Raw genomic sequence first — 14,246 nt, 5'->3', positions numbered from 1 at the left:
ATAACGTCGTTAAGAATTTCTTATTTAGAACAACTAGATACAAAAATTTTTGCCTAGTTCTAGCGTAATTTCCTTAACGTTAAATAGACCCATACATAAGCAGATTGGTATTAGGTTATTTTTGCGATTATAAATTAAAACTCTCGAGGAGATACAAAATTACCTGTCATTATTTGCTGAAATGTTTGCTCTGCAAGTACATCTAGGCTGTCTAAGCTTTTACCATTTGTGATTAACTGCTGCTCAATTTCGAACACATCAATATTCTCAATCCCAGACATTTGCGCTACTTTAGAAAATATATATGCGTGCTTAAACTTATCATGTTTATAAAAAAGACTAATAAGTGATGTATACACTTCAGGATTCGGTACGTTGTCTTTTTTATTGAGCTCTAAAGTTTTATAAAGTAAATCAATGGTTTTTTCATCGTCGAACTTAATATAGTACGATGCTAAGAAAAATTGCATTTCGGCACTTTGCGTTACACTTTCTTCATTTTCTATAGCCAATAATTTAGTTAGTGCGCTTTGGTTATTATTACGTGACCATTGGTAGTAGAGCAAACCTGGATGGTTTGTATTTTGGGTATCTTGATATAACCGAGTCATTTCTTTAATGCTCGTTAATTGACCGTCAATACGAGACGTTTTTTTAGCTTTTAACTTAATGTGTTCAATTTTAGCGGCCACAGTTATACATTGGTTATAGGATTCAAAGTCCTTGAGTAATTGGTATTTATTTTCATCAGTAGGGTCTTTGTATTCTATGTAACGTTTAATAATTACATCAGAACGCTCATCCTTACAGTGGCTGTCTTTGTTTAAGTCGCTACAAAGGCCAGGTGTTTCTTTGCACACTTGTGCGAGTGTCAACGGTTCTTCACACCCTGCCAACGTTAGCAAACCCAATAGTATACTTGCTTTTTTAAGCATCCCTTAACCCCAAATGAATATTTACCTTGTTATTCTAACGCAATCATTTAACGCCTAACAGTAGAGAATAACTTCAGATTAAATTAGAATAGCTCTGCCTGAAGTGCATTACTCTCAAATATAGTGCATTTTTAAAGGCTATCCGTTCAAAATGATAAACTTAGGTAAATAAAATGACCTCATCTCACGAGTTAGAATACACAAATAGTTGGCAAGAGCGCCAAGATTACGCAGAAAGCATGCAACCAATCATTGGTAAACTTTACCGTAATCGTGGTATTGAAATTGCTGTATATGTCCGTCCTCTCGTAAATGCCAGTACTATCGATATTATTAAATCTCACAAAACCGTTGCTCAGTTTGAAGGCACTAAATTACGTTTGCGTGAAAGCTTCCCATTTTTAGAAGCTATCAGCAAAATGGAATTAAACTCTGCACGTATTGATATTGGTAAGCTTGCATATAGTTATTTGTTCACTGAAGCTGCAAAAGGCCGCTCAGTAGAAGAATTTGTAAAAGATGAACTTGCAGAAATAGCTGACTTACCAGCGAAAGAACCACGCGATGTTGTATTGTATGGTTTTGGTCGTATTGGTCGTTTACTAGCGCGTTTATTAATTGAAAAATCAGGTCCATATTCAGATTTACGTTTGCGCGCTATTGTTGTGCGTGGTGGTAAAGATGGTGATCTTGAAAAGCGTGCAAGCTTACTGCGTCGTGATTCAATTCACGGTCCATTCAATGGCTCAATCACTATTGATAAAGAACGTAACGCAATTAAAGCCAACGGTAGCTACATTCAGGTTATTTACGCTAACTCTCCTAGCGAAATTGATTACACTCAATACGGTATCGACAATGCATTAATTGTTGATAACACCGGTATTTGGAAAGACGAAGCGGGCCTTGGCCAGCATCTAGAGTGTAAGGGCGCTGCAAAAGTATTATTAACAGCTCCTGCAAAAGGTAATATCAAAAACATCGTATATGGTGTTAATAACAAAGATATTTTACCTGAAGATAAAATTGTTTGTGCAGCAAGCTGTACAACCAATGCAATTACACCAACGCTTAAAGCACTAAACGATAAGTTTGGTATTAATAATGGCCATGTTGAAACTGTACACTCGTACACGAACGATCAAAACCTTATTGATAACTACCACAAAGCAGAGCGCCGTGGCCGTGCCGCAGCACTTAACATGGTAATTACTGAAACAGGGGCTGCAAAAGCGGTTTCAAAAGCATTACCAGAGCTTGAAGGCAAGTTAACAGGTAACGCAATCCGCGTACCTACACCTAATGTGTCGCTAGCTATTTTAAATCTTAACTTAGCAACAAGCACATCAGTTGAAGAGCTAAACGCATTTTTACGCGATACAGCACTTCATTCAGACTTACGTGATCAAATTGATTACACCGCATCAACGGAAATTGTATCTACCGATTTAGTAGGTAGCCGTTACGCAGGTGTTGTTGATTCACAAGCAACAATTGTTGAAGATAACCGTATTGTTTTATATGTATGGTACGACAATGAGTTTGGTTACAGCTGCCAAGTAGTTCGTTGTATGCGCGATATGGCCGAAGTGTCATTCCCAAGCTTACCTCGCTAATTTATTTGCAGTGACTTAAAAGCCAGCATGTTGCTGGCTTTTTTGGTCGTGTATTATTTTTAAAGCGTATGCCTTGTGATAGGCTTTAATAAAGAAAATGCACGTTCGTTTTACTATTTACAAAATAATGTCAGTTCTGTGAATTAATAAGCAGATAAACTTATTCAACCTAAAGGTTTTTTCATGAAAATCAGCAGCAATTTCGACAGTGGTAATATCAACGTTATTGAAGCCACCGATCCTTTAAATATTCAATTAGAAATTAATAAAGATCACCAGTCTGAATTTTATCAGTGGTTTCACTTTCGTCTTGAAACAACGCCTTACCAATTGCATAAGTTAAATATTAATGAGCTTGATAAATCAGCTTACCCAGATGGTTGGGAAGGGTATCAAGCCGTTGCATCATATGACCGTCAAACATGGTTTCGTGTACCATCAAGCTATGAAAATGGCACATTAAGCTTTGAAATTGAACCCGAGTGCGGCAGTGTGTATTTTGCTTACTTTGCACCATACAGTTACGACCGCCATTTAGATTTACTGTCTTGGGCACAAAGCCAAGGCGCTTGCCAATTAATAACACTTGGTGAAACACTCGACGGTCGTGATATGAGTGTGCTTAAAATTGGTGAGCCAAGTGAAGATAAGAAAAACATCTGGATCACAGCACGTCAACACCCAGGTGAAACAATGGCGCAATGGTATGTAGAAGGTCTACTGCACAAACTTCTTGATGACGAAGACCCACATGCAGCAGCGCTTCTATCAAAGGCCGTATTTTACGTTGTGCCAAATATGAATCCAGATGGCAGCGCACGCGGACATCTCCGTACTAATGCTAAAGGCGTTAACTTAAACCGTGAATGGCAAACACCAAGCATGGAAAATAGCCCTGAGGTTTACTTAGTGCTTAATAAAATGCGTGAAGTTGGCTTAGATATGCACTTAGACATACACGGTGATGAAGCTATACCTTATAACTTTGTAGCAGGCAGTGAAGGTATTCCAAGTTACGATGCTCGTCTTAAAGGCCTTGAAGATAGCTTTAAAGCCGCACTTTTAACAATTACTCCAGAGTTTCAAGATGAGCATGGCTATCCAAAAGATGAGCCCGGCCAAGCTAACCTTACTGTAGGCTCATCAGCTACTGCTGAAGAATTCAAAGCATTAACGTACACAATTGAAATGCCATTTAAAGACAACAACGATTTACCTGATCCAGACTATGGCTGGTCAGACCGTCGTTCGTATCAATTTGGTCAAGATACGTTAGCGGCAATTGTTAATGTTGTTGATAATTTAAGATAAAACGATTATTTGGAGGGTATCAATAGTTTTGATGCCCTTTTTTTATGCAATTTTTAGCATACTGGTTGTACCAAAAAATAACAATTTTATACTTACCGTGTTATTTAATCGTTTTAACGCTCTACTGCCTATTGTGACTGCATCGATACGAATCAATCTAGTTTCATTTGGACTTCACCGATTAGAACGGTTGCAGCAGAGAGTATAATCCGATGTTTTGAAAATTAAGTGTTAACAAAGCTGAGTGATTTAAGTTAAGATTAATCAAATCATAAGAGTGGGCAGAAGAAGTTAACACCTTATTTCGTAAAGCTTATGTCGTGCATTCTGAGTAGCTTAAGCAGAGTCTCGTAATTAAAAAATAATAAATATAACTATAGAGGATATCCATGGAAGCTTTTGTAAGCGCTGTCAATGATGTTGTGTGGAGTAATGCACTCATCTTTTTATGCCTAGGCGCAGGCTTGTTCTATTCAGTATTAACCCGATTTGCTCAGGTTAGACATTTTAAAGAAATGTGTAAGTTATTATTTAGCCCTAACACGTCTGATAAAGGTATATCATCTTTTCAAGCCCTTGCAGTATCGTTGTCTGGGCGCGTAGGTGTGGGTAACATTGCAGGTGTTGCAGCGGCTATTGGTTTTGGTGGTCCGGGTGCTATTTTTTGGATGTGGGTTGTTGCTTTTCTAGGCGCAAGCACTGCCTATGCAGAATCTACTTTAGGTCAAATTTATAAAACAGAAGAAGACGGACAATATCGTGGTGGCCCAGCGTATTATTTTGACCGTTGTTTGGGACAAAAATGGTTAGCTGTTTTATTTGCTGTTTCTGCAATTATAGCGTGTGGTGTTTTTCTGCCAGGCGTGCAAGCAAATGCAGTCGGTAATGCGTTTACCCAAGTGTTTGGTAATGGCACTATGGTGTCTACCAGCTTTGGTGATGTAGGTAGCTTTAAGTTGGTTGCTTTGGCAATCATTCTGATTGTTTTAGCATTTATTATCTTCGGCGGTATTAAGCGTATTGCGAACTTTACCCAAGTTGTAGTTCCATTTATGGCGTTGGGTTACATAGTACTGGCATTAATCGTGGTATTTTTAAATTTAGATAAAGTGGGTGATATATTTTATTTAATTATCAGTGATGCGTTTACAGCGCAGGCAGGTTTTGGCGCTGCTATTGGTTGGGGTGTTAAACGCGGTATATATTCTAACGAGGCAGGTCAGGGTACTGGACCTCATGCAGCAGCCGCTGCAGAAGTTGATCATCCCGCTCAACAGGGTTTAGTACAAGCTTTTTCTGTTTATGTTGATACCATCTTTGTGTGTACTGCAACAGCATTAATGATTTTAATAACGCAGCAATACAACATTGTGGGTGAGTTACCAGCAGGGCAATTTATTGTTCAAAATGTTGATGCAGCCACTGAGGTGGGATCAGCAGCTTTTACTCAAATGGCTCTATTTAGTGTATTTGGTAGCTTTGGAGAAGCATTTGTAGGCATTGCATTATTCTTTTTTGCTTTTACGACAATACTTGCTTACTACTTTATTGCAGAGACGAATATCGCTTACCTAAATCGTTACTTTAAAGGCACTATTCCGCTTGTTATTGTTAAATTGGTGATTATGTTTATGGTTGCATACGGCATGGTTAATAATTCAGGGTATATTTGGACTATTGGCGATATTGGCGTTGGCTTAATGGCCTGGATTAATATTTTGGGTATTTTAGCTATTTTCTTCGTAGCTAAGCCTGCTTTATTATGTCTGAGCGATTATGAAGAACAGAAGAAAAAAGGCGGAAAAATCATGTTTGACCCAATTAAATTAGGGATTAAAAACGCCACGTTCTGGGAAAAACGTTTAGAGAAACAGTCGAAAGACGCCGAGTAATTAAACTTAGTGGGTATCTTGGAAAATTATCGCCCCTAAATCAGTTATTGGTTTGAATTCAAAAAAGACAACGAGAAATAAAACAAGTACAATAAAGGCGCCGAAAGGCGCTTTTTTTATGCGTAGTATGGAGAGAAGTATGGCGATTATTCGTTGCCCAAAATGTGCAAAATCAATTTCAGATAAACATAAGCAGTGTCCGCATTGCGAAAGTAACGTCGCAGAGCTCAACGACGAGCAAGTTTTACAACTTCAGCGCGAACAGCGAATTAAAAAAAAGCAGATGTTTATAAATCACTCCTTTTTGGCGCTTATCTTATTTTTAGGTGGTTTTTTCTGTTTGTACTTTTTACAACCGCAAGAAAAAACGCTGCAGTGGTATGCTTACACTGCCGCAATTGGCATAGGTTGTATTTGGTACCTTATAAACCGTATTGTTTTAGTGACTCTAAAAAAGAAAAAATGACATGAATATCGACAATCTTGTACAAAATATTACCCCCGAATTATTTGAACGCTTGCAATACGGTGCGTCGACTGGCAAATGGCCAGACGGTACCGTTTTATCAGATGAGCAAAAGCAACAAACAGTGCAGTTGGTTATGTTGTATCAAGCAAAAGTGGCTCAATCAAACGAGCAATTTACGATTGGTGCTAATGGAGAAATGATCCAAAAGACAAAAGCTCAACTACAAAAAGAATTTAAATCAGACAACGAAATAGCTAGGTTTAGTGAACATGATCTTTAAGCTACCTTTTTACACCAAAATGGAAACACCCTAAGCAGCAAGTACGTCTTGATGCTATCGAAAAATTAGACATTCAACGTGATGCAACAATATTAAACACGTTAGCACTTGAAGATAGTTCAGCCGAAATACGCCGCAAAGCGCTGCAAAAAGTAAACAACTTACCACTTTGGTGGAAAGCATATAAACAAGACCAAGCATTAAAAGATATAGCCGACCTGCAAATATCTAATGCTGTTCTAGATAGCGAAAGTGCGTTAACACCGCAAATTAAAAATGAATACATAGATCGTTTTGCATCAGTTAAAACACTTGAAAAGTTAGCGTTTGCAGAAAAAGAACTGCAAGTACGCGTTAAGTTATTAAAGCGTTTAGCAAATGCAAAACTAGTAGAAAAAGCGTTTAAAGAAGGTAATGAAGAGCTACAAACTCAGTTAGTTGAACTGGTTATCACCCATCAATTAATTAAGCCATTATTAAAACATGCAAAAAGCGGTGCAAAGTCAGCACTCGAGGCACATATTGAAAATGAGCGTTTAGCAATTGAAATGCCCCTTGAAGTAGAAAGTGTTACACGTGTTATTTTAGCTAAGTTAAATGCTTTACGTGAAAAAACAGAATTTAGTGTTGTGAATTCGCAAGCAAGCGATTTAATGGCCCAGTGGCAAGTACTTGAGTTTAAATGGTTAAGCGATGAGCGGGTTAAATTACTCGGTGAAAAATATACTTCAATTACCACTAAGTTAAACGCGCATATTGATCAGCTCAGAGCGTTACACGATAAAGAGCAACAACAATTAGCGCTACAACAACGCCAATTACTTGCCTTGGCAACTGTTGAAGCTTTGGGTGAAGAAATTGAAAATGCCTTACAGCTTGGCCTTGAAACTCCAGAGCAAATTCAACAAGATTGGCTTGATGCAAAAGTAGCGCAGGCTAAGCAAGCTATTAACGAAACAGAACTTGCTAATAATACGCAATCAAAACTCGCTGTTAGTAAATTAGAAAAGCTATTTACTCAAGTCGCTAAGTTACCTCAATTAACAACGGCTATAAAAGAATACAAACTCGCTTTTTCAGCATTATGCGAAATTAAACCCGCAGAAGATTTAGTTCAACATGATGTTATATTAACTGAGTTTAATAATGCATTTAAAGCAGCACGTAATCATTTAACTATTTTAGATGGTGTACTGCAAAGTAAATTTAAAGCACAGCTTAATGCGCAAAAAAAGCAATTTTTAGTGCCAATGAATGAGCTAATTAAGCCACTTGAAAAAAACCAAAGCCAAGCAAAGCGCAAAGCGCGAGATGTAAAACGCCTAATAGAAGACGGCCGCTTTAATGTTGCCTTTGGGGTGTTTAAAGGGTTTGAAGAGTTATTTAATACACTCACCGAGCAATACCAACAGCCGCTTGTAAACATAAAAGCAGATCTTGAGGCGCAACTTGCGGATGCTAAAGATTGGCAAAAATACGCAGCAGCACCAAAGCGTAAAGCCTTATTAGAAGAAGTAACTGCGTTAGTAAGCGAAGAGTGTGCTGATCCACAACAACGCGCAGAGCAAGTAAAAGCGCTACGTAAACGTTGGAACGAGTTAGGTCGCTTAGATACAGATGAAGAAAAGCAACAAGGCGTGCAGTTTGATGAACAAATCGAGCTGTTATTTGCACCTTGTCGTAGCTATTTCGCAGAGCAAGAAGTACAACGCGAAGCGTCTAAAGCACAGCGTGAGAGTATTATTAACGACATGCATGCACTTCATTTACAGCCAACTGCTGAGGATGACTTTGATTGGAAGCAATATGAAAGCCAATATAATCGTTTAAACAAAGCGTGGCGCAGTGTGGGTAAAGTTGACCCTAAAACATACCGTACACTAAACGATCGTTATAAAAACGAGCAGCAACAAGTATTGTCTTTATTAAATGCGTTTCATAAAAGTAATGCAGCACTTAAAAATCAACTAATAGAAAAAGCAGAGCAGTTATCACAAAGTGATGACTTAGCCGCTGCTTGCCAAGAGTTGAAGCAAATGCAGCAACAGTGGCAAACTATTGGTTTTGCAGGTTTAAAAGCCGAAAATGCGTTATGGCAAAAATTTCGCCAATTTAACGATGAAACATTCACTAAACGCAGTAACGAATTTGAGCAGCAAAAGCTTGAGCAAAACGAATCTGATAAACAAGCATTTGTAGAACTTGCTGAGCTTGAAGCTGCACTGAGTGATGTAAATCAGAGAGCGCAGTTGCACGACCTAGAAACAAAAGTAAAAGGATATATGCAATTTAGATCGTTAGCGCCAAAGGTTACTAAGCTACTAACAGCGATTGAAGATAAACTTGCATTGCTTACAAGCAAATCAGAACAAGCTAATTTAGATGCACTCATTAGTGCACTTGAAAACAATGAAGCGTTGCCAAGTCAGTATCATGCACCGCTTAAAACAACGTTAAACGCCGAGCAGCTTATTACGCGCATGGAAATATTAACGAATGTAAGTTCGGCTGATAAGTCACTTAGAATGGCAGAACAAGTGGCTATGCTCGATGATAAACACCGTGGTGAACATGCTGATTTAAACTACTATTTAAAGCAGTTATTAGCGCTCAGTGCTGGTTCAGTTGAATCTGACACACTAACGCGTCTTAAAGTGACACTTGCAGCTTAATGCATTTAAACCAGCATGTTATATGCTGGTTGTTATTTTTAGAAGCCGCTTTGTTGCGGCTTTTTTATGTATCACTAATTTATAAACAAAAGGGTTCTCATGAGAATTTTAATTATTATTGCAGCATTATTTTTAACTGCCTGTAATACCACGCAAGGCATATCAGTATATTCATTTACTAACGCTGAGGTTGAGTCTGTACTGGGCAATCAATTACCAAAGTTGAGTGAAAAAGTAAGCTTAATGGGTTTACCTGTTCAGTTTGATGTAAACGACTTAAGTGTAAATATTGGGCCTGATAACCGCGATGTTGTTGTGCTTGGTGCAGATTCAAGTGCTGTGATTAATGCATTCGCACTTAAATACCCAGTGCGTTTAAAGCTACAAATTGAAGGTAGCCCATTTTACGACAGTGAGAAGAAAGCGGTATTTTTACGTAATATTAAATTACTTGATTCGAGTGTAGATGCCGGTGGTTTTAAAGGTAATTTAGGCGCACTTGATAGCCAAGCAATGGAAGTCATTAATACTTTTTTAGCGGTTAATCCAGTTTATACATTAAATATGGATGACCCTAAAATGATGCTTTTAAGTAAACTTCCACTTGATATGAAAGTGGTTGAAGGTGCAATTAAGCTAGTACCTCGTTTATAAGTAGATCTACCTACTTACAATATACGTATTAACTAGCCTGACTTCAGGCTAATTAGGTTTTAATATTATGGCGGCTCCTCGTACTGTTCCCACTTCTCGGCTTTCTCGCTTTGCAAAATTAGGCTCACTTGCCACAGGTGTTGCTACCAACATGTTAGTTGATGGCGCTAAGAGCGCGCTAACAGGTAAAGGGTGGGACAATAAAAGCTTACTACTACAACCTAAAAATATTGAAAAACTAGCCATACAGTTATCACATTTGCGTGGCGCTGCAATGAAGCTCGGGCAATTACTTTCAATGGATGCCGGTGATCTACTTAGCCCTGAATTGGCTCAGTTACTTGCTTTACTGCGCTCAGACGCGAATCCAATGCCGCATAAGCAGCTTGTTGAAGTGTTAAAAAAGCAATGGGGTGATGACTGGCTAGCACGCTTTTCTCACATTGAATTAAGACCCTTTGCTGCGGCTTCTATAGGGCAAGTACATTTAGCTTATAAAGAAAATGGCGAGCAGCTTGCTGTTAAAATTCAATACCCTGGTATTGCAAAAAGTGTCGTGAGTGATGTAGATAACGTTATTTCGTTATTAACGTTGTCTCGGTTATTGCCTAAAGATCTTAATGTTAAACCGCTTGTTAATGAGGCTAAAGCACAGTTATTAGCCGAGGCTGATTACACCCGAGAAGCGCAATATTTAATTCGCTACAAAAATGCATTAGTAAACAATAATCATTTTAAAGTCCCGAATGTATATCTTGAGCACAGCACGCAGCAAGTGCTAACGATGCAGTATATAAAAGCAGAGCCAATAGAGAGTATTACAGGGTTACCTGATGAGCAAAAAAGCTTTGTTGCAGAGCAGTTGATTGACTTGTTTTTTAAAGAAATGTTTGAATTTAAATTAATTCAAACCGATCCTAACTTTGCAAATTTTCATTACCAGCTTGATACACAAAAAATTGTTTTATTTGATTTTGGTGCAACGCGAGAAATAACCAGCGAACTTAGCCAAGCCTATTTAGCCTTATTTAAAGCGGGTAGTGAAAACAACAGAGAAGGCGTACTCAAAGCGGCTTCACAAATCGGTTACTTTCAAAATGATATTGTAGATAACTATAAAAATAACGTCATTGATTTATTTTTAATGGCGTGCGAGCCACTAAGAGCAGAAGGGGAATTTGATTTTAAAAATAGTGAACTAGCGCTCAAGATTAAAAATGCAGGGCTTGCACTTAGCGCGCAATCTCAGCAATGGCATACACCGCCCATTGATGCGCTTTTTATTCATCGAAAACTTGCAGGACTTTATTTAATAGCCGCAAGGTTAGGTGCAAAAATAGATGTAAAAACGCTATTTAAGGAGTACTTATAGCGTTTTAATGAGCACGTGAGTTCATTTTAAGTAATGAGTGCACTTAGTGTATAAAATTGCCATAATACTCGCGATATTTCGCGAGGTGCATTTATGATAAAACAATTTTTAAACGATCCTACATTATTGTTAAACGCAGTAGGTGAAGGCATATACGGTTTTGACCTATTGGGTAATGCGGTGTTTGTTAATCCTGCCGCTGAGCGCATGACAGGTTGGTGCGCTGACGAATTATTAGGTAAAAAAATACATCAATATCATCACCATACTCATGCTGATGGTACACCTTATCCTGCCGATGAATGCCAAATATATTGCACTATGTTTGACGGAAAACGTCGTGAAGTAAAAAACGAAGTTTTTTGGCGAAAAGACGGTAGCTCATTTGCAGTTCAATACACTTCAACACCGGTTTATCAAAATGATAAATTAATTGGTGCTGTGGCTGTATTTCGCGATATATCACTGCAACAGCACACACAAAACGCATTGCAAGAGGCACTTGCGCAGGTAAAACACTTAAGTGAGCAATTAAAAGATGAGAACAACTATTTAATTGCAGAGCTCAATGAAGACTGGCAAGACTCCGGGCTTGTTGGAAAAAGCCATGTATTTCATACTATGTTAGACCAAATAAAGCTGGTAAGTGAAACCGATAGCACGGTGCTTATACTAGGTGATAATGGGACAGGTAAAGAGCTTGTCGCGCGTAATTTGTTTAGGCTAAGCAAGCGTAGCGAACAAGCCTTTATAAAAGTAAATTGCGCCGCATTTACACCGAGCTTGCTAGAGTCGGAATTGTTTGGACATGAAAAAGGCGCGTTTACGGGTGCAAATGAGCGCCGTAAGGGGCGTTTTGAACTTGCTGATAAAGGCACTTTATTTTTAGATGAAATAGCAGAGCTTCCACTTGAGGCGCAAAGTAAATTACTCAGGGTTTTGCAAGAACAAGAGTTTGAACGTGTGGGTGGCAGCAATACGCTAAAAGTAAACATTAGAGTAATTGCAGCGACTAATCGCGATTTATGGGAAATGGTTCAAAAAGGCACGTTTAGAATTGATTTGTACTATCGGCTCAATGTATTTCCAATAAAAGTACCCGCCCTTAAAGATCGAAAAGAAGATATTCCTTACTTATGCGCTAATTTAATTGCGCAGCTAAATAAACGACTTGGTAAACATTTAAAAGGGCTAAGTAAAAAAGCAATTATGCAGCTGCAGGCTTACGATTGGCCAGGCAATATTAGAGAGCTGCAAAATGTACTTGAACGTGAAGCTATTTTATCTAATCAGGCTGTACTGCAGCTAAGTCAGCCTTTGCAAGCGGGTGGTGAAGTCGTTATTAATCCTTCACTTACGCTCGATGAAGCGCAAAAGCAGCATATAACCTCAGTTCTCGCGTTATCACACTGGCAAATATCCGGTGATAAAGGAGCAGCAGTTAAATTGGGCTTACCAGAGAGTACACTACGCTCAAAAATGCGAAAGTTAGGGATTACTAAAAATTCGTGATATATCGCGATGTACGCTTTATATCGCGAGGTTGCTTTTTATTTTTTAAAATTATTTATTTAATATCAATGATTTAATTAAAGTTTCAGCTTGGTCTGAAAGTTGCAAATACTTGCTTAATACCCGTCATTATGAAGCAAGTACTATGAAGTTTGATATTAAAGAAGAAGACATGATCATTAAGCCCTATAAAAATGAAGGGCCAATTTACATCCGCGAGCAAAAAGGTTTTTTTCAGCGCATACGCCGTAATTTAGGCTGGCTGTTAATGCTGACGTTTATTGCAATACCATGGATCCAATATAACGGACAACAAGCCGTGCTGCTTGATGTGGCAACGCAAACCTTTACTATTTTTGGTTTAACACTCCTTCCTCAAGATTTTATGATTTTAGCCCTGCTATTCATGGTGGGGGCCTTTGCATTATTTTTTGTAACTAACTGGCTTGGTCGGGTTTGGTGTGGTTATACGTGCCCGCAAACCATATGGATGCTCATGTTTTCGTGGGTAGAGCAACGCATAGAAGGCACCCGAAATCAGCGAATTAAATTAGATAAATCACAGTGGACGTTAAGCACTTGGCGCAAAAAAATAACTAAGCACACTGCGTGGATTGTTATCTCAGTTTTAACCGCCACCTCGTTTATGGCGTATTTTATTCCGGCAAAAAGTTTGTATATGGAAATGCTTACGTTTGAATGGTCAGGTATTACAAGCTTTTGGGTGTTTTTATTCGCTTTTTGTACTTATGGCAATGCAGGGTTTTTACGTGAAAAAATGTGTACTATTGCGTGTCCGTATTCTCGTTTTCAGGCTGTTATGTTTGATAAGGATACGTTGCTTGTTACATATGATAGCAAGCGCGGTGAAAGCCGAGGACCACGTAAACGCAAAGCTGATCCAAAAGAGCTTAACTTAGGTGACTGTGTAGACTGTAACTTGTGTGTAGAGGTATGCCCAGCTGGAATAGATATTCGAAATGGCTTGCAATATGAATGTATAAACTGTGGCTTATGTATTGATGCCTGCGACGATACCATGGAGAAATTTGGTTACGAAAAAGGCTTAATTAAATACGCCAGTGAAAAACAAATGGAAGGTAAAAAAACCAACCCATTTAGGTTAAAGCTAGTAGGATACGGCGCATTAACGGCTTTGTTAATCATTTCTATGTTTGCATGGATGCTGCAACGAACGCCAATAGAAGCTTCAGTACTACGCGACAGAAATGCGCTTTATAGAGTGAACTACGAGGGCCTTGTAGAAAACCCTTATACACTTACTATTATTAATAAAACGCAGCAAGCACTGCATTACAGTATTGCCATAGAGGGTTTGCCTGGGGCAACGCTCTCAAGTCCGAGATCTACGCTTGTACAACCGGGTGCGATGAAAAGAGTCCCCGTTACTGTAACAGCCGATGGTTACGATATTGAACGTAAAGTGAGTAAGTTACAATTTATTGTAACAGCGCAAGAAAACGCGAGCATTACGATAACCAAAGATAGTCAGTTTTACAAAAACTAAGGTTA

At 38.5% G+C, this 14,246-nt stretch carries 10 protein-coding genes and 1 pseudogene; 10 read left to right on the top strand and 1 reads right to left on the bottom strand.

The genetic code is table 11. The annotated features are described in order from the left end of the window. Positions 1-134: 134 nt before the first annotated feature. A complete protein-coding gene (locus P20652_RS07375; protein ID WP_008169626.1) occupies positions 135-935 on the bottom strand; it encodes a DUF2989 domain-containing protein in 801 nt (266 codons plus the stop codon). A 173-nt stretch (positions 936-1,108) separates the two neighbouring features. On the opposite strand from P20652_RS07375, the gene P20652_RS07380 reads away from it, so the two are divergent. The 10 genes and pseudogenes from P20652_RS07380 (at position 1,109) to ccoG (ending at position 14,241) form a co-directional block, all read left to right on the top strand. Continuing rightward, entirely contained in the window at positions 1,109-2,551 is a 1,443-nt protein-coding gene (locus P20652_RS07380; protein WP_008169625.1) for a glyceraldehyde-3-phosphate dehydrogenase, read from the top strand. 183 nt (positions 2,552-2,734) lie between these two features. Continuing rightward, the gene (locus tag P20652_RS07385; protein WP_008169624.1) at positions 2,735-3,862 is read left to right on the top strand and encodes a M14-type cytosolic carboxypeptidase; all 1,128 of its coding nucleotides are present in this window, start codon (positions 2,735-2,737) and stop codon (positions 3,860-3,862) included. Between the two features lie 389 nt (positions 3,863-4,251). Continuing rightward, the gene (locus P20652_RS07390; protein WP_008169622.1) at positions 4,252-5,754 is read left to right on the top strand and encodes a sodium:alanine symporter family protein; all 1,503 of its coding nucleotides are present in this window, start codon (positions 4,252-4,254) and stop codon (positions 5,752-5,754) included. 139 nt (positions 5,755-5,893) lie between these two features. Next, entirely contained in the window at positions 5,894-6,220 is a 327-nt protein-coding gene (locus P20652_RS07395) for a hypothetical protein (RefSeq protein WP_008169620.1), read from the top strand. 1 nt (position 6,221) lies between these two features. Further along, entirely contained in the window at positions 6,222-6,503 is a 282-nt protein-coding gene (locus P20652_RS07400; protein WP_007378333.1) for a YeaC family protein, read from the top strand. Further along, positions 6,493-9,175, top strand: a pseudogene (locus tag P20652_RS18390) (DUF349 domain-containing protein). Before P20652_RS07400 ends, P20652_RS18390 begins: the two are co-directional and overlap by 11 nt. A gap of 99 nt (positions 9,176-9,274) precedes the next feature. Next, on the top strand, positions 9,275-9,829 hold the full coding sequence (locus P20652_RS07405) for a DUF1439 domain-containing protein (RefSeq protein ID WP_008169617.1): 555 nt from the start codon (positions 9,275-9,277) through the stop codon (positions 9,827-9,829). Positions 9,830-9,896: 67 nt separating this feature from the next. Next, on the top strand, positions 9,897-11,201 hold the full coding sequence (locus P20652_RS07410) for an AarF/ABC1/UbiB kinase family protein (protein ID WP_008169615.1): 1,305 nt from the start codon (positions 9,897-9,899) through the stop codon (positions 11,199-11,201). 93 nt (positions 11,202-11,294) lie between these two features. Further along, the gene (locus P20652_RS07415) at positions 11,295-12,713 is read left to right on the top strand and encodes a sigma-54-dependent Fis family transcriptional regulator (RefSeq protein WP_008169612.1); all 1,419 of its coding nucleotides are present in this window, start codon (positions 11,295-11,297) and stop codon (positions 12,711-12,713) included. Positions 12,714-12,858: 145 nt separating this feature from the next. Further along, entirely contained in the window at positions 12,859-14,241 is a 1,383-nt protein-coding gene (gene ccoG, locus P20652_RS07420) for a cytochrome c oxidase accessory protein CcoG (RefSeq protein ID WP_008169610.1), read from the top strand. The last annotated feature ends 5 nt before the right edge of the window (positions 14,242-14,246 follow it).

Origin of the sequence: Pseudoalteromonas sp. BSi20652 (assembly GCF_000239855.1) — a bacterium.
In the GTDB taxonomy this organism is placed as follows: domain Bacteria; phylum Pseudomonadota; class Gammaproteobacteria; order Enterobacterales; family Alteromonadaceae; genus Pseudoalteromonas.
The sequence above is the reverse complement of the archived record's forward strand: the minus strand, read 5'-3'. Positions and strand labels throughout refer to the sequence as shown.